The 17,266-nt window shown below is 59.3% G+C and carries 13 protein-coding genes; 6 read left to right on the top strand and 7 right to left on the bottom strand.

Translation table 11 applies throughout. The annotated features are described in order from the left end of the window. Window positions 1–117 precede the first annotated feature (117 nt). Complete coding sequence (locus ESZ53_RS03310; protein ID WP_129071530.1) at window positions 118–522, top strand: RDD family protein; 405 nt, start codon at window positions 118–120, stop codon at window positions 520–522. A 155-nt stretch (window positions 523–677) separates the two neighbouring features. Here the strand turns inward: ESZ53_RS03310 and ESZ53_RS03305 are convergent, their stop codons facing one another. Beyond that, the gene (locus ESZ53_RS03305) at window positions 678–1,394 is read right to left on the bottom strand and encodes a DUF4191 domain-containing protein (RefSeq protein WP_129071529.1); all 717 of its coding nucleotides are present in this window, start codon (window positions 1,392–1,394) and stop codon (window positions 678–680) included. A gap of 177 nt (window positions 1,395–1,571) precedes the next feature. Here ESZ53_RS03305 and ESZ53_RS03300 point away from each other — a divergent pair, with 177 nt between their 5' ends. Next, complete coding sequence (locus ESZ53_RS03300; protein ID WP_129071528.1) at window positions 1,572–3,074, top strand: hypothetical protein; 1,503 nt, start codon at window positions 1,572–1,574, stop codon at window positions 3,072–3,074. Between the two features lie 11 nt (window positions 3,075–3,085). On the opposite strand, the gene ESZ53_RS03295 is transcribed toward ESZ53_RS03300, so the two are convergent. The 3 genes from ESZ53_RS03295 to ESZ53_RS03285 all read right to left on the bottom strand — a co-directional run bounded on the left by ESZ53_RS03295 (window position 3,086) and on the right by ESZ53_RS03285 (window position 7,684). After that, window positions 3,086–4,663 (bottom strand): 2-oxo acid dehydrogenase subunit E2, encoded by a 1,578-nt coding sequence (locus ESZ53_RS03295; RefSeq protein ID WP_129071527.1) that lies wholly within the window; start codon window positions 4,661–4,663, stop codon window positions 3,086–3,088. 60 nt (window positions 4,664–4,723) lie between these two features. Beyond that, window positions 4,724–6,097, bottom strand: a complete 1,374-nt coding sequence (gene lpdA, locus ESZ53_RS03290; protein WP_129071526.1) for a dihydrolipoyl dehydrogenase — start codon at window positions 6,095–6,097, stop codon at window positions 4,724–4,726. A gap of 99 nt (window positions 6,098–6,196) precedes the next feature. Beyond that, complete coding sequence (locus ESZ53_RS03285) at window positions 6,197–7,684, bottom strand: leucyl aminopeptidase (protein ID WP_246837368.1); 1,488 nt, start codon at window positions 7,682–7,684, stop codon at window positions 6,197–6,199. 101 nt (window positions 7,685–7,785) lie between these two features. Between ESZ53_RS03285 and ESZ53_RS03280 the strand changes: the two genes are divergently transcribed. The 3 genes from ESZ53_RS03280 to ESZ53_RS03270 all read left to right on the top strand — a co-directional run bounded on the left by ESZ53_RS03280 (window position 7,786) and on the right by ESZ53_RS03270 (window position 10,982). Further along, a complete protein-coding gene (locus ESZ53_RS03280) occupies window positions 7,786–8,721 on the top strand; it encodes a proteasome assembly chaperone family protein (RefSeq protein ID WP_129071525.1) in 936 nt (311 codons plus the stop codon). A 226-nt stretch (window positions 8,722–8,947) separates the two neighbouring features. Beyond that, window positions 8,948–10,276: an RNA polymerase sigma factor gene (locus tag ESZ53_RS03275; protein WP_129071524.1), complete on the top strand. Its 1,329-nt coding sequence runs from the start codon at window positions 8,948–8,950 to the stop codon at window positions 10,274–10,276. Between the two features lie 7 nt (window positions 10,277–10,283). After that, window positions 10,284–10,982 (top strand): coenzyme F420-0:L-glutamate ligase, encoded by a 699-nt coding sequence (locus tag ESZ53_RS03270; RefSeq protein ID WP_129071523.1) that lies wholly within the window; start codon window positions 10,284–10,286, stop codon window positions 10,980–10,982. Between the two features lie 31 nt (window positions 10,983–11,013). Here the strand turns inward: ESZ53_RS03270 and ESZ53_RS03265 are convergent, their stop codons facing one another. Then, window positions 11,014–12,015, bottom strand: coding sequence for a sugar-transfer associated ATP-grasp domain-containing protein (locus ESZ53_RS03265; protein ID WP_129071522.1), 1,002 nt, complete (start codon window positions 12,013–12,015; stop codon window positions 11,014–11,016). Between the two features lie 72 nt (window positions 12,016–12,087). Next, on the bottom strand, window positions 12,088–12,306 hold the full coding sequence (locus ESZ53_RS03260; protein WP_129071521.1) for a hypothetical protein: 219 nt from the start codon (window positions 12,304–12,306) through the stop codon (window positions 12,088–12,090). 218 nt (window positions 12,307–12,524) lie between these two features. Here ESZ53_RS03260 and ESZ53_RS03255 point away from each other — a divergent pair, with 218 nt between their 5' ends. Continuing rightward, window positions 12,525–14,603 carry a type IIA DNA topoisomerase subunit B gene (locus ESZ53_RS03255; protein WP_129071520.1) on the top strand — a complete coding sequence of 693 codons (2,079 nt, stop codon included), beginning with the start codon at window positions 12,525–12,527 and terminating at the stop codon, window positions 14,601–14,603. Window positions 14,604–14,741: 138 nt separating this feature from the next. Here ESZ53_RS03255 and ESZ53_RS03250 read toward each other — a convergent pair whose 3' ends face one another. Next, window positions 14,742–17,201 carry a DNA topoisomerase (ATP-hydrolyzing) subunit A gene (locus tag ESZ53_RS03250; protein ID WP_129071519.1) on the bottom strand — a complete coding sequence of 820 codons (2,460 nt, stop codon included), beginning with the start codon at window positions 17,199–17,201 and terminating at the stop codon, window positions 14,742–14,744. Window positions 17,202–17,266 lie beyond the last annotated feature (65 nt).

Genomic DNA, 17,266 nt, shown 5'->3' with positions numbered 1-17,266 from the left:
TCATTTGATGATCGGCTGTCGTTACAACCATCTCTTAGGGTACAGAACTCGAGTTTCGCCGTCACGTCAGAAATGTTTCCGGCATGTTACGCGACCGTCATTCGTTAGGCTGGTGAAGTGAATCAGCAAGCAGCACCTTCCGACGATTGGCCAGGCAAAAGAATCGGGCTTCCCGCGGAAGGCCCGAGATCAATTGGTCGGTTAGGGCGGCGGCTAGTGGCCCTTGCTATCGACTGGGGTTTCGCGGTTGTCGTATCGATTGCGTTTTTCGAGTACGACGCATTCGCTACTCTTGGCATCTTCGTTGCTGCTCAGGTCGTCTTACTGATCACCGCAAATGGAAGCTTCGGCCACCTCATTACTGGAATGCGAGTGGTCCCGGTAGCGGGTGGCCTCCTGGGCATCTGGCGACCGATCGTCCGCACCGTGCTTATGGCACTCGTCATCCCTGCCGTTATCTGGGACGCTGACCAGCGCGGAATGCACGATCGAGTCGCGGGCACCTTGCTGGTGCGCCGGTAAAGCCCGAGCTTTCCTAAGGGTGCGGCTCGAATGACTGTTTCGATCGAAGCTTTGCGGGAGCCTGGCCTATTACAAGCAACGCCGACGAGCGTGGAGGCTCATCGGCGTTGGCTGCGAAAATCTAGCGGGGTTAGATCTAGGCGCGTTTTAACGATCTAAGCGCGTTGTGAACGCTGAGCGCGAGCCTTCATAGGGTCGATTCCCTTGGGGATCGGCAGACTATTTTTGTCGAGAGAGTTCAGGCGGTTAGAGATTGCGAGAATCTCGGGCTTGCGCAAGACATTCTTGAGTCGACCAAGTGTGGGGGCGAGCTTGTGGAGCGCCACTGATTCAGCGTCAGGGCCGACGTAGATAAAATGAACCGGAACGTTAGGCAAGAAGCGATTCATCTTGCGACGTTCGTCTTCGAGCATCTTCTGCGTTCGACTGCGCGGGCCTTCTCCGATGAGCGCGATGCCACCCTTGCCCACAGCGCGGTAGACAGCATCCTGCGTCTTGGGGCTGATCGCTACGGGCATTTCGCTCGCGGTCCAGCCGCGACGAAGTGAGCTCTTCAACACAGCCCCAACAGCGCCGGGCTGACCAGCAATCTGGGAGTATGCGGCACGTTCAGCGCGACGGCCTAGAACGATCAAGAAAGCGAGAAGTCCCGCCATCACGCCCGCCACGATGTAGAGCACGAAGCCAAGAACGTTGTCCGCCGACAACAGGAAGGCCAGCGCGAGCCCGATGAGAATCGGCACGAGGAAGGCCAACAAGAAGAACCAGACTGCGAGGTTGTCGTACCGTCGCGTCATCTGGAAGACCTGATACATCTGCTTGATGCGACCGGGTTCTTTGGGAGCCTTGGGTGTCTTTTCGCTGCGAGCCATGACTCTAGGATACGGCCTTCTGGGCAGCTGTGAGTTCCTCCAGCAGAGAGATCAAGGTGGACTTGTCGGTTGACTTCGAGTAGTCGTGCAACTCCTCCTTCCGTTCTAGTAGTCGCGTCTTTCCCCAATGACCCGCGAATATGGCCACGACAAAGCCGAGCAAGCGAGAGTTGCAGGGTGAACGAGAACACTATTGCGGGCTATCGCACTATTCGGCCAATGGGCGAGGGCCCGCGATCTCAAACTATTCTGGTCCGGGCGGAAGGCCGAGGCGCGGATGATGGTGCCGCGGGATTGCGACTTATCAAATGCTTCAATCCCGAAGTTCCTGCAGGGCGCATTTTGAGCGAGATTGAGTGTGCCACTCGGGCTCCGGGAGACCACGTTCAATCGATCGACGATCTTGCCGCTGCGCCAGACGGCAGGCCCGTCGTTGTCTTCGATTGGCAGAGCGCGGGCACCTTGCGCAGGCTCATGCGGGATCGTACTTCGTTGCGTATCGGAGAGGCGATCACGATTCTGGCCCCGCTGATTGCTGCGTTGAATCAGTTGCATAGTGAGGGCATCGCTCTGGGGGCGGTCTCCGTGGATACTGTCCACTTTAACTCTGAAGGAAGTCCTTTCTTTGCTGAGTGGGGGCACGCCAGCGTGAGCGAGATACGCCCTACTTCAACCGCCCTTCATACCGAGAGCGCATTTCGTGATGATCGTCTGCAGTTCGCGCTGGTCGCGTGCGGAGTACTTTCGGCGATAACCGCGGAGCGGGAAAAAGAGGGGCAGATTGCTGACCTTGTGGAGTGGCTCAGTGACACGGAGCAGATCGGTAGCTGCGACTGGGAGCTTCAATGCGAATGTCGGCTCTTCGCGCTCGGTGCCCCAGAGCCCGTACTGCTCACCGCCGAGCCGGACGACCGTGCCGCACAATCGGTTCCCGCTCGTCTCGATGGATCGCCGACCGAGGCCCCGCTTGGCAAAGACGCGTCTGCTGAATGGGGCGCTGTTCTTGCACTTCCGGTCGGCGTGCAGCGTGCGTTGGAGGGTTTTCTCCGCCAAGGCCGCAATAGGCTGCGCACCTTTGTAAGCGCGGCGAGGGCATGGTGCGCTCCAGTTCGTAAGCGAACGTGGTTTGTCGCAGCGCTCGGTATTGCAGCTCTGGCGATCGCGGCAGCAATCATCCTAGTCTCCGAACAGAACGCGAGTTCGGAGCCGACCGTTGGCGTTGCGGGCGAAACGTTAGATGACGAGGCGATGTCGTCTGGCTCAGCCGGAGTAACTGGCGAGGCCCAACTGGGCGACGGTTCTGCGGCCGAGCTCGAGACGGACGACTCCGGTGCGTCACCGAGCGGTCTGGATGAAGACCCGGTGATAGCGCTAGCGGCGCTCTTAGCAGCACGAGACGACTGCCTCCGAGATCTCTCGATCGAGTGTCTCGCGGCTGTTTCTCGCAGCGATTCACCGGCGTTCGCTGCGGACAGCGCAGCGATCGAAGCAGTGCTTGCAGGCGCGGAGTTGTCGACGGATTCGGCGTTCGATGCCGCGACGGCGACGGTTACCCAACGCTTAGGGGACAGCGTTCTGTTTCAATTCGAAACACCTGGTGACAAAAGCGAACCGGCCTCGCTCCTTCTGGTGAAGGGCGAGGCCGGTTGGCGAGTCAGGAGTTATGTGCTCCCTCACTGATGCGGAGTGACTTAGATTCCCAGCTTGTCGGCGAAATCGCCGGCTTCGAGGCGCTTCTTCATGTCAACGAGGAAGCCTGCGGCATCTGCTCCATCGACAATCCGGTGGTCGTAGCTCAGCGCGAGGTACACCATTGATCGGATCGCAATTGCATCACCGTTGGCATCGCTCACCACGACAGGGCGCTTGGTGACGATTCCTGTTCCAAGGATCGCCGACTGGGGCAAGAACACGACCGGAGTGTCGAAGAGTGCGCCACGCGATCCAGTGTTGGTCAGCGTGAACGTTCCTCCCGAGAGCTCGTCCGGAGTGAGCTTGTTGTCGCGAGTGCGAGCAGCAAGGTCTGCGATCTCGCCTGCGAGCCCAGCAATGTCAAGTGACGCAGCATCGCGGATAACCGGCGTGAGCAATCCACGTTCGGTGTCCACTGCGATGCTGATGTTCTCCTGGGCCGGATACACGATCGCGTTGTCTTCGATGGTCGCGTTGATGATCGGGTGCGCTGTCAACGCTTCCGCTGCGGCCAGTGCGAAGAAGGGCAAGAAGGAGAGCTTCGTGCCGGTCTTAGCGAGGAAGTCATCCTTCACCGAGTTGCGGAAATTCGCCACAGCGGTGACATCAACTTCGACAACCGACGTCAACTGGGCAGAAGACTGCATCGAAAGCACGGCGCGCTCAGCAATGACCTTGCGCAGGCGTGACATCGGAACTGTCGTTCCGCGCAATGGCGAAACTTCCAGAGGAGCTGGCGCGGTAGCGGTTGCTTCCGGCTCGGGGGTCGTTGCCTGCTCACTTGCAGCAAGAACATCCTGCTTGCGGATGCGACCGCCGACGCCAGTGCCCGTGATCGTGCTCACGTCAACGCCACGCTCGTTCGCGAGCTTGCGCACGAGAGGAGTGAGGTAGCCGGCCTGTGAGTCGTCGCTATCGTCCTCGTCGGATGCTGCAGCGGCAGCTTCCTCAGCGGGCGCCGCGGGAGCGGTTTCCTCGGCGGGAGCTTCTGCGGCAACCGGGGCCGTCTCTGCGGGCGCCTCGGGGGCTACAGCGGGAGCCTGTTCGGTTGCGCTAGGCGCAGCGACTTCTTCAGCAGCAGCGACTTCTTCAGCAGCAGGTGCCGCTTCGGCAACGGGTGCTTCGGCAGCAGGAGCTAGTTCGGCAACGGGTGCTTCGGCAGCGGGCGCAGCATGCTGAGTCGGTGCTTCGGCAGCCGGTGCTTCGGCAGCTGGCGCCGGCGCAGCGGGCTGAGCCGGTGCTTCGGCGGCTGGTGCCGCAGCTTCAGCAGCGGGTGCCTCTGTTTCAGCTGGTGCTGCCTCGGCGGGCGTCTCTTCGGCAGGAGCGTCTCCGCCACCTGATCCATCGCCGATCTTTACGAGCGCGGTGCCCACTTCAACTGTTTCGTCTTCGGCAACCAAGATCTCTTCGATGATTCCGGCGACGGGAGAGGGAATCTCCGTGTCGACCTTGTCAGTCGAGACCTCGAGCAGGGGCTCGTCAACCTCTACACGCTCGCCGACTTGCTTCAGCCAGCGGGTCACCGTGCCCTCGGTGACACTCTCGCCGAGTGCCGGAAGGTTAACGGATTCGCTCATCAGTACTGCTCCTTTGTGATGCTTGTCATCAATAGCTTAGTTCCGTGGTTGAGGCGGAGCCTAGACCGCGTGAAGCGGCTTGCCTGCCAGGGCGAGGAATGCCTCGCCAAGGGCTTCATTTTGGGTGGGGTGTGCGTGAAGCAGCGGGGTGATGTCTTCGGGGTGTGCTTCCCAGTTGACGATCAATTGTGCTTCGCCGATCAGTTCCCCAACGCGGGCACCGATCATGTGAACGCCGACGACAGGGCCATCGACGACGCGGACAACCTTGATCGAGCCGGCCGTGCCGAGAATAGCGCTCTTGCCGTTGCCGCCCAGGTTGTAGTCGTACGCCTTGACGTTTTCTGCGCCGTGAGCCTCGATCGCCTTGGCTTCGCTGAGGCCGACCGACGCTACTTCGGGGTCGCTGTAGGTAACCTTCGGAATGTTGAGATCGTCGATCACGATTGGCTTGAGGCCAGCGATCTCTTCGACAACGAAGATTCCGTGTTGGAAACCTCGGTGAGCAAGCTGAAGGCCTGGAACGATGTCGCCCACGGCGTAGACGCCGGGAACGTTGGTCGCGAGGCGCTCGTTGGTCAGGACGAAACCGCGGTCCATCTCGATGCCGACTTCTTCAAATCCGAGGCCTGCAGTGGAGGGGCCGCGGCCGACGGCAACGAGCAGAAGCTCGGCTTCAACCGTTTCGCCGTTTTCGAGCGTCACGACAACTCCGTCGTCGTTCTGCTCAACGCTCTTGAACCGAACGCCGGTGTGGAAGTTGATGCCGCGGCGACGGAAGGCACGCTCGAACTGCTTGCTAACAGACTCGTCTTCGTTCGGAACGAGGTGGGGGAGTCCTTCGATGATCGTAACGTCGGTACCCCAGCTCTTCCAGACGCTAGAGAACTCAACACCGATAACACCGCCACCAAGAACGGCAACCTTCTTGGGCACGAAGTCAAGCTCGAGAGCCTGTTCGGACGTAATTACACGGCCACCGATTTCGAGGCCGGGCAGACTGCGTGAATACGAACCAGTCGCGAGGATCACGTTCTTACCGATGACAGTGTCTTCGCCGACCTGAACGGTGTTCGGGGCGACGAGCTTGCCTTCGCCCTCGATTACGTTGATGCCACGCATCTTCACAAGTCCTTGAAGGCCCTTGTACTTGCTTGCGACGATATCCTGGCGGTACTTGGTGACACCAGCGATGTCGATTCCATCAAGCGTGGCGGCGACGCCGTACTTGGCCGCCTCGCGCGTGACGTCAGCAACCTCGGCCGAGTGCAGGAGAGCCTTGGTCGGGATGCAACCAACGTGAAGGCACGTGCCTCCAAGTTTGTTCTTCTCGATCAAGCCAACGGTCATACCCAGTTCGGCGGCGCGCAACGCTGCTGCGTATCCACCACTTCCTCCACCAAGAACGACAAGGTCAAAATTGTGCTCAGCCAATACAGCAGCTCCTCTGTAAGGAATTTGTTCGCCGGAACGCATGGTGTGTAATCCGTGCGACCGGATGGTGCGGAAAGAATCCGCGTTTAAAAAACCTTACTACGGACGAGAAAATTCCTCGGCCAGTTCAATGAGTGTCCGCACACCAATTCCCGTCGCTCCCTTGCCGACGTATCCCCAGCCCCCGCCACGGTTGTCCGAGGGGCCTGCGATATCGATGTGCGCCCAGGGGATCGTTTCAGTGCTGTCAGCGCGCTTCCCCACGAAGTCTTTAAGGAAAGCAGCCGCGATGAGCATTCCGCCGGCGGTGTTGCCTGGTTTGATATTCGCGATGTCTGCGATGTCGGAGGCGAGCAACGGGCGCAGTTCAGGGCTGATGGGCATGGGCCAGAAGGGTTCGCCCACTCGATCAGCTACGGAAACAACGTGAGCAACTAGAGCCTTGTCGCCCATAGCTCCGGCGTAGCGGTTGCCGAGAGCCACGACTGCCGCCCCGGTGAGCGTGGCGATGTCGACTATGGCGTCTGGGTTTTCCTCGCTGGCGGCAACTAGGCCGTCAGCCATAACTAGCCGGCCTTCGGCGTCAGTGTTCAGTACTTCGACAGTTTTTCCGCCACGGATTGTCAGGACGTCGTTCGGGCGAATGGCACTTCCCGACGGCATGTTCTCTGCCAAGCAGAGCCACGCTGTGAGACGTACGTTCGTTCGAAGTTTGGCGCACGCTTCGAGAACCGCCATCACTGTCGCGGCGCCGCTCATGTCGAACTTCATGCCGATCATGGAAAGTCCAGGCTTGAGCGAAAGCCCGCCCGAGTCGAACGTGATTCCCTTACCGACGAGCGCGAGGTGCTTCGTCGCGTCATCCGGGGTATAGCTGATCTTGACCAGGCGCGGGCCGCGAGTCGATCCTTGGCCTACCCCGAGGATGCCCCCAAAGCCGCCCGCTTCCAGTTCCTTTTCAGCGAAGACTTCAACTTCAACGTTGTCGAGTGCCGCTAATTCGCTCGCGCGATCTGCGAAGGTTTCAGGGTAAAGCTCGCGGGGTGCTTCGTTGACGAGATCACGAGTGACGTGCGTCGCGTGGGCGATGATCTCTGCCCGCTCAATCAGCGAAACATCGGCAACAGGACTCAGGACGGTAATGGTACTTGCGTGTTGCTTTGCGGTCTCGGGGGGAGTCGAGCGATAGGCGTCGTAGGAGTATGCGCCAATGGCCGCGCCTTCGAGAATGGCGAGAGTGTCTGCCGGCGATTCGGCTCCGAGCGCTAGCGCGATGTGAGAAGCACCGCGCAGCTGACGTGCGGCGGAACCAGCCGCGTAGCGCAAGTTTTCCGTTGAGCGCGCGGCATCGCCGAGCCCGATGAACGCGACGGCGGGGGCAGCGATGCCGGTGGCGGGAATGCGGTGTAGCTCGTCCGCTGCGCCGGTGGCACCGATGACGCTCAGCGATTGCTCAAATGAGGCGAGTGCTGGTGACGCGTCAACGAGCTTCGGGCCAGATTCTGTCTTCACCACCCCAATCACGAGAACATCGGACGTGAGTTCGGAGGCGGGCGAGGTGGACAAGTGCAACGTAGCAACGGTCATATCCTCATGATAGCCAGCATCGGCCTGCATGTTCGCTAGGAGCATGACGCCGTGGAGGTGTTTCAAGAGGTTGCTGTCGCGCCCGCGATTAGAGTGGAAGCATGCGAGATCCAGCCGGCCTATATGACATCGACACCGATGTCGCGGGTGTGCCGCGCGGCCTGCCCCTTGTCGCCGGTCTCACTGGCTTCGCGGATGCTGGTGGTGCTGTCAGCCAGTTCAGTCAATATCTGCTCGATACTCTCGAACGCACGGTCGTGGCTTCGTTCGACAACGACGCTCTACTCGACTACCGCGCACGTCGCCCGACAATCTACTTTGACCAAGATCACCTGAGCGATTACCGACCTGCAAAACTCGAGCTCTACCTGGCTAAGGACGAGCTGGGGCAGCCGTTCCTCCTTCTCACGGGTTATGAGCCTGACTTTCAGTGGGAACGCTTCTCCGCTGCTGTTCTGCGGTTGATCTCGAAGCTTGACGTGAAATCCACCACGTGGGTTCATGCGATTCCTATGCCGGTCCCTCACACACGAAGCATTGGCGTCACAGTGAGCGGAAATCGCTCGGAGCTCATCGACGCCTTCTCCGTCTGGAAGCCGCACACGCAGGTGCCGGCGAACGCGATGCATCTGATCGAATATCGACTGCAAGAGATCGAGCACCCCACCGCCGGATTCGTACTTTTGATCCCGCACTATCTGGCGGACACTGAATGGCCAACGGCGGCCGTTACGGCGCTCGAGAGTGTCAGCGCCGCAACGGGTCTTATCTTTCCCACCGATCGGCTTCGTGAAGAGGGCCGAGAGTTCGTCGCCAAGATCGATGGTCAAGTCGAAAGCAACCAAGAGCTTGCCAAGCTTGTAGGCACTCTTGAAGAGCGCCACGACAACTACATGGAGGAGAATCCGATGCGTTCGCCTCTGACGGATGAAGATGGCGAACTCCCGACAGCAGACGAGATAGCCGCAGAGTTGCAGAAATTCCTAGCGATCCGTCGCGCCGGTGACGACGATGGCGCATCGAATCATCCTCTGTAGCCCGAGAAACCGCACCGCACTGAACTGACAGCATGATGCACACTCGTTGCATAGTTGCTGCCGACTCGGCAAGAGCGATCGTGTGATGGTGCAAAGCATCGAAAAAGCGTGGCATAATGGGTTTAAGACCCGGTCTTGTTTCTGGTTCTGTATTGCCGTGCGGTGATTCAGACGGAGACTTGACATGGGTCTTAGTACTGCCCGAAAACCTCGGAAAGGTGTTCACATGGCGACCCGAACTCAGACTGCGGAGACTGCATCCGCACCCAAGAAAGCCCCCGCGAAAGCGGCCACTAAGGCCGGAACGCGTGCTAAAGCTGCCGACGCAGTTGAAGAGCTAGCTACCGCCGCCGAAGGTGCAGCGAGCGCGCCCAAGAAGGCCCCCGCAAAGAAAGCAGCGACGACGAAGTCGCCTGCAGCTGCCAAGAAGCCTGCCGCAAAGAAGCCCGCGACGCGAGGCAAGAAAGCTGCCGCCGAAGCTGACGATATTGTCGAGGCTGACGGCGAAGAAGCGAAGCCCGAGGACGATCAAGACGAAAAGTCGAAGAGTAAGGATGAGGCGCTGCCCACCGGCGCTCTCGTTCTTTCTCTGGTTGACGATGACGACGACGTCCCCGTGTATTCCGCCGCGATCACCGGAGCCACGGCAGACCCTGTCAAGGATTACCTGAAGCAAATCGGCAAGGTCGCTCTGCTCAACGCCGCTCAAGAAGTTGAGCTCGCAATGCGCATCGAAGCCGGTCTGTTTGCGGAAGACAAGCTTTCCGAAATGGCGCCCGGCGAAGTTCGCTCAACGCTCGGTCGGGAACTTCAGTGGGTAGCCAAGGACGGCCAACGAGCTAAGAGCCACTTGCTCGGCGCCAACCTGCGCCTGGTTGTGTCTCTCGCTAAGCGCTACACCGGTCGTGGAATGCAGTTCCTGGACTTGATCCAAGAGGGAAACCTCGGCCTCATTCGTGCCGTCGAGAAGTTCGACTACACCAAGGGCTTCAAATTCTCGACTTACGCCACGTGGTGGATTCGTCAAGCGATCACCCGGGCAATGGCCGACCAGGCTCGTACGATTCGTATCCCGGTTCACATGGTTGAAGTCATTAACAAACTCGCGCGTGTTCAGCGCCAGATGCTTCAGGATCTGGGTCGCGAGCCCACCCCAGAAGAACTGTCGCGCGAACTGGACATGACGCCCGAGAAGGTCGTTGAAGTTCAGAAGTACGGCCGTGAACCAATTTCGCTCCACACTCCGCTCGGTGAAGACGGCGACAGCGAGTTCGGTGACCTGATCGAGGATACCGAGGCTGTTGTTCCTGCCGACGCCGTTGGCTTCACCATGCTGCAAAAGCAGCTCGAGAGTCTTCTTGACTCGCTCTCCGAGCGTGAAGCAGGCGTTATTCGTATGCGCTTCGGCCTCGGCGATGGTATGCCGAAAACTCTTGACCAAATCGGCGACACGTTCGGCGTAACGCGTGAACGTATTCGTCAGATTGAATCGAAGACGATGGCCAAGCTGCGCCACCCGTCACGCTCGCAGTCACTGCGCGACTACCTCGAATAGGCCAACAATGGGTGCTGAAGCGAACGCTGGTAAGAGTCTCACCGTCGAGGTCGATGGCGCCGTTTACGAACGGCTTCCCATCAAGACTCGACTGGTGGTTCGTGAGGATGACATCGTTCAGGTCGTCTCGGAGTACGCGGCAGATGTCGTGCGCGATGGAGACTTGCTCTTTGTCACGGAAAAGATTGTCGGAATCACGCAGGGGCGGGCTTACCCGATCTCTGAGGTAGAGCCACGCAAGCTTGCGACCTTCCTTTCGAAGTATGTGACTAAGACATCTCACGGCATCGGCCTAGGCATGCCCGAGACGATGGAGATGGCGTTGCGTGAGTGCGGCACTCCTCGCATTCTGTTCGCAGCTGCTGTGGCCGCCGTCACGAAGCTCGTGGGGCGACGCGGTGACTTCTACCGGATTGCAGGGCCCAAGGCTCGAGCGATCGATGGGCCCACGAAAAACACAATTCCGCCGTACGACTCCCACGTCGTACTCGGCCCAGCCCGACCAGACGGTGTTGCCGCTGACATTGCGGCTGCGCTGGACCGCGATGTTCAGGTGCTCGTTGTGGATATCAACGACTTCGGCGGAAACATCCTCGGCTCGACAGCTGATCGGGCAACGAGTGATCTGGTATTGAAGGTCCTGAAAGATAACCCTCTAGGGCAGGATCACCAGAGCACTCCTCTTGGCGTTATCCGTCGGGCCTAACGCCACACGATCGCGCTTGTGTCGGACACTGTTAGAAGTCGATTACCCGGCGGAACTTGGGGAGTAGCCCCGTCTTGATACCGGTAAGACTCGGCTTCATCTGGAAGACGCCGGTGTTGTAATTGCCCTCGATGATGGCCGGTCCGGTGGTGGAGATCGCGACGTCCCAGCCCACGTAGGGGATCTCCGGGATCATTCGGCCGACGGTATCTAGCGTGCGCAGAACTTCGTCATAGAGGGGGACCTGAAAGCCTACAATCGGCGTTCCCGATTGCGGATGCACGGTAAACGTGTTCGCATATTTGTCGAAGGCGCCATAGGGGGCGATGCCGGTTTTCTCGTCGAGAACCGTATACATGCCGCCGCGACCGTAATTGTCGACGTCAGCACCGTTGCCCATTCTCAGGACGGCTTCCATAACATGAACGTTCGTGCCATCGAAGAACGTAATCATCCGCAGGGAATTGACGCTGGTCGGGCAGAGAGCTGACATCTCCGCGTGCTGCTCGATGAATGCCTCCACGAGAAACTGCCGGTGCGAGAGGAGCTTTCGATACAGCGCTCTGGCGTCAGTCAGCTCGTGACCACTGTATTTTTCGATGCCAGCGCCACTCATGCTGTCCACGACTTTGACCATGATTGGGTCGTGGTTGCGCACGAACTCAACGAAGTCAGCTTCACCGGCGGTTCTCAGATCCAGCCAGGCACGGCCGAGCCATTGATCGAAGGTCCTATTGAAGGTCGGCTTGTCATAAAACCGTTCGCGAAAAGCACGCTGGTTGTATTTGACCACGATCGAATTGGCGTTGCCGCTGGTGATCCAAGTGCTCCGTTGAGAGGAGGACAGCGTGTTGAACTCGAATTCTTCGTAATCGAGGTACCCCGATTGATAAACGAGCGAACACCAGACCATGTCAAGAACGATGACGATTGTCGGTGTCGAACTGCGTGCACTGATTGCGCGTGCAACGCCGATCATATTTTTGACGTCGAGCGATACAAGACGCGACACATAGTGTCGGATGCGCTTCACAGTACTCCTACGAAGGTCACACCGACACCAGCGCCGGCAACGAACTAACGACTGTTCATGATAGCCGAAGCTCTACGCAGTGAGTCGGCTCGACTCGTCGTGCCACGCGATCGCGGTGGGGAAAAGCTTGTCTTTGAACTTAGCGCCGTGGTGGGCGCAGAAGAGGAGGTCGCCACTGGCGAGGGTCGCGCGGATGTAAGCCTGCGCGCCACAACTGTCACAGCGATCGATCGCCGTGAGGGTGTAGTCCATCTCATCGACTGGGGTGTCTTCTGTTGCAATGTTCGACATGGCCTACTCCTTCTTGATGCTTGCGGTTGTTATTCCGTACGCCTATACAAGCATGACCGCCTGCAAATTCTTCCTACATTGAGGGCATTTCGCTCAGCGCGTAGCCCGGCCGCGCAGCTATCCCCTCACGGTGCTGATGGGTGTCGGTGAGAGGCAATGTCGGGACGAGACCGTAGTCTTGGATGTGGCCTTCCGTTCTCAACCCCTAGGAGATAACTATGGCGAGCTCTGACTATTCAGCCCGTCACCTATCCGTGCTCGAGGGGCTTGAAGCCGTTCGCAAACGACCCGGAATGTACATCGGGTCCACCGACTCTCGTGGACTCATGCACTGCCTCTGGGAGATCATCGACAACTCGGTCGACGAGGCGCTTGATGGCCACGGCTCTGAGATCAGTGTGATCTTGCACGCGGATGAAAGCGTTGAAGTAAGGGACAAGGCCCGCGGTATTCCCGTGGACGTCGAACCTAAGACCGGACTCACGGGAGTTGAAGTTGTTTTCACGAAGCTTCACGCTGGTGGAAAGTTTGGTTCTGGCTCGTACGCGGCGTCGGGTGGACTTCACGGCGTTGGTGCTTCGGTCGTTAACGCGCTATCCGAACGTCTTGACGTCGAAGTCGACCGCAATGGCAAAACGTACGCGATGTCGTTCCACCGCGGTGAGCCCGGTACGTTCGCTGATTCGGGGGAGCCGACTCCGGATGCGCCCTTCACGCCGTTCGTTTCAGGTAGCGAACTCGCTGTTATCGGCAAAGTGCCGAAGGGGCGCACGGGTACTCGTGTGCGCTACTGGGCTGATCGTCAGATTTTCACGAAGGGCGCGACGTTCCAGTCTGACGGGCTGATCGATCGCCTTCGCCAAACGGCCTTTCTCGTGCCCAATCTGACTCTGAACGTAACGGATGAGCGGGGCGAGGAGCCTCGTCACGAATCGTTCGCCTTCGAGGGCGGAATTTCAGAGTTTGTTGAGCACCTCGCCGTAGACCCGCCGATCACGGATGTGTGGCGATTGACCGGATCTGGTGGCTTCACCGAAAGTGTTCCCGTTTTGCAAGAGAACGGTCATATGGTCTCGACTGAAGTGTCCCGTGACTGCGTTGTGGATGTCGCGCTGCGTTGGGGCACCGGTTACGACACGGTGATAAAGAGCTTCGTGAACATCATCGCGACGCCAAAGGGCGGAACACACCTCGCTGGATTCGAGCAGAGTTTGCTCAAATTCCTGCGGGCGGAGACTGAGAAGAACTCCCGCCGTCTGAAGCTTGGCAACGACAAGCTGGATAAAGATGATGTGCTCGCTGGGCTCACCGTGGTGCTGACCGTTCGGCTGCCTGAACCTCAATTCGAGGGACAGACTAAGGAGATTCTCGGCACGCCCGCCGTTCGAGCGATTGTCGCCAAGGTAATTGCGGCGGCGCTTTCTGAACGCTTCACGTCGACGAAACGCGATGACAAGTCGCAGGCGGCACTCGTGCTCGACAAGGTTGTTGCCGAGATGAAGTCGCGTATCTCTGCTCGAGCTCACAAAGAAACCCAGCGCCGCAAGAACGCCCTCGAGAGCTCCAGCCTCCCGGCCAAGCTCGTCGATTGTCGATCGAACGACGTCGCGAACAGTGAGCTCTTCATCGTAGAGGGTGACTCTGCACTCGGAACAGCAAAGTTGGGGCGCGATAGCGAGTACCAAGCATTGCTTCCGATCCGCGGCAAGATCCTGAACGTTCAAAAGGCGTCGATCAGCGACATGTTGTCCAACGCTGAGTGCGCATCCATAATTCAGGTCATTGGAGCGGGTTCGGGGCGCAGTTTCGATCTTTCAACCGCCCGTTACGGCAAGGTCATCATCATGGCTGATGCTGATGTCGACGGTGCCCACATCCGCACGCTGTTGCTGACGCTCTTCTTCCGCTACATGCCCGACATGATTCGAGATGGGCGCGTCTACGCTGCGGTCCCTCCGCTTCACCGAGTGGTGGTGATCAATCCGGGTTCCAAGCCCAACGAGACGATCTACACCTACTCGGAAAAGGAACTCAACGGGGTTCTTGCCGGCTTGAAGAAGTCCGGTAAGCGCTACCAAGACCCGATCCAGCGTTACAAGGGCCTCGGTGAAATGGATGCCGACCAGCTCGCGAGCACCACTATGGACCGCAACAATCGAGTTCTACGACGTGTCAACATCGCGGATGCCGAGAATGCTGGCACGGTCTTCGAACTCCTGATGGGCAATGAGGTGGCTCCGCGCAAAGAGTTCATCATCCAGGGCCAGGGTCTCGATCGCGACCGGATTGACGTCTAGCTCGGGATCGTTGTGGGCGTTCATCGCCGGTGAGCGACGTCACGTGCAATTGGTCTTCAACGACTGAGGGCCGTTACCTGAATTGTTCAGGTAACGGCCCTCAGTCGTTGTATTGCGGTCGCGCGCGATCGATTCTTGCTACGGAGTGAACCCAATCGATCCGATCACGCTGTCGAGCGGCACGCCTGAACCGTCACGCTTGGTTCGTTCGGTTGGAAGCTGCCGAACAGCGCCATCTGGTCCGACAGCTGTTGCGGGAACTCGCCCGACCCACGCGAGCGTGAGTACATCCTCGCCCTTGAGCAGGGAGTGAGCGCGCACACCGCCGGTGCCGCGACCCTTGGCCGGGAACTGGGAGAACTCGCTGAGCTTCACACGCCCCGGATCGGTGCCGGGGATCGTGACGCTCGACCCCGAAACCGTAACCGCTACGTTTTCAGAGTCGGCATCCACCGCATCGAAGAAGATAACTTCTGCTCCTGGGGCGACTCGGACGCCGGCCATGCCGCCGGCGCTGATCCCTTGCGGACGCACTGCCGCGGCAGCGAAGTGCAGCAGTTGGGTGTCCGAAGTGACGAAGGTGAGCTCGTCATCGTCTGCGCCGTGTGCCGCTCCTACGAGCTCGTCTCCCGCTTTGAGGGAGATGATCTCGAAGTCTGGCTTCGACGGCCACACGCCCGGTGTGATGCGCTTGACGATGCCCTGGCGGGTTCCGAGAGCAATCGGTTCCTCGCTGTTGAGCGACACGATGGCGAGAACATGTTCTTTCTTGTCGAGAGCGAGGTACTCACTGACCCTCGCGCCGGCCCCCAACTGAACCGAACTTGTCGGAACACTCGGCAAATCTACGGCGGTGAATCTTATGAGGCGGCCGCGGTTCGTGATCGCACCGATCTCTGTACGCGTTGTAGTAGTGACACGCGAACGGATCGCATCGTGCTTCGAGCGCCGAGATGCCGCGAGCACAGTGTCGCCATCGCTAATGCCGACGCGAATGATTCGACCAGTCGTGGAGAGCAAGACGATGCACGGCTCATCAGCGATCTCGAGGACAGCCTGATTCTTGCGTGCCGCCGCTCGCGACGTGGTGGCGATCGAAGCAGGTGCCTCAGTGAGCAGCGTGCGTCGCGGGGTTCCAAATTTTTCAGCAACCGCGTCGAGTTCGTCTGAAACTAGAGCGCGAATGAGGTTGTCGTCTGAAAGCAGCGCTTCAAGGCGTGCGATCTCCGCGCGCAGCTTCTCGGCCTCGGCCTCGAGCTCGATGCGGCTGAACTTAGTGAGACGCCGCAGGCGAAGCTCAAGGATATATTCGGCTTGCAGCTCGCTGAGGTCGAACACTTCCCGTAGGCGTGTTCGCGCTTGATCGCTGTCATCGCTCTTGCGAATGACCTGAATGACCTCATCGATATCGACGATGGCGATCAGTAGGCCCTCTACGAGGTGCAGTCGTTCGAGATGCCGCGCCAGACGGTATTTGCTGCGACGCGTAACCACCTGCAGTCGGTGCTTGAGAAAGACCTCGAGCAAAGGTTTCAGTCCGAGAGTCTGTGGCCGACCGTCAACGAGAGTCACCGCGTTGATGCTGAAGTTATCTTCCAGCGGGGTGAGGCGGTACAGCTGCTCGAGCACGGCATCCGGGCTGAAGCCGGTCTTGATGCCGATGACGAGGCGCAGGCCGTGGTTGCGGTCGGTGAGGTCGGTGACATCCGAGATGCCGACGATCTTCTTGTTATTGACACCGTCTTTGATCTTCTCGATGACGCGCTCGGGGCCAACCAGATAGGGAAGTTCGGTGACGACGAGGCCCATCTTGCGGGCGGTGATTGACTCGACGGCGACCGTGGCGCGGGTCTTGAACGCGCCGCGACCGTTCGCGTAGGCATCCTTCACTCCGGCAAGCCCCATGATCTTTCCGCCGGTGGGAAGGTCGGGTCCCGGAACAAACTGCATGAGTTCTTCAAGCGACGCGTCGGGGTTCGTCAGTAAGTACTGCGCGGCGCCGACGACCTCAACGAGGTTGTGGGGCGCCATGTTGGTGGCCATACCCACGGCGATACCGCTCGCACCGTTGACCAGCAGGTTCGGGAAAGCCGCAGGCAAGACCTCGGGCTGCGTAGTGGAGTTGTCGTAGTTGGGGACGAAGTCGACGACGTCTTCGTCCAGGTCATCCGTCATCGCGATCGCTGATGCTTGCAAGCGAGCCTCGGTATACCGCGGAGCAGCGGGGCCGTCATCCAAAGAACCGAAGTTGCCGTGACCATCGATCAGCGGCACCCGCAGGATGAAGCTTTGTGTCAGGCGCACCATGGCGTCGTAGATGGAAGCGTCTCCGTGGGGGTGGAGCTTTCCCATGACGTCGCCGACAACGCGCGACGACTTGACGTGGCCCTTTTCGGGTCGCAGGCCCATCTCACTCATTTGGTACAGAATTCGACGCTGAACCGGCTTGAGGCCGTCGCGTGCGTCGGGAAGCGCACGCGAATAGATCACGGAGTACGCGTACTCCAAGAACGAGCCCTGCATCTCGGTCGTGACATCGATGTCCTCGATGCGTTCGCCGGCGGGGGAGTCTGGGGTGGGTTTTGTGGGAGTAGCCATAGGATTGCCCTAATGTTACCGGCGCTCAACCCAGACTCAGCGAACCTTACCGATGTGTTGTCAAG

It is taken from the genome of Salinibacterium sp. UTAS2018 (assembly GCF_004118935.1).
Classification (GTDB): domain Bacteria; phylum Actinomycetota; class Actinomycetes; order Actinomycetales; family Microbacteriaceae; genus Rhodoglobus.
Note: the sequence above shows the minus strand (reverse complement) of the source record. Positions and strands in the feature narration are given on the sequence as shown.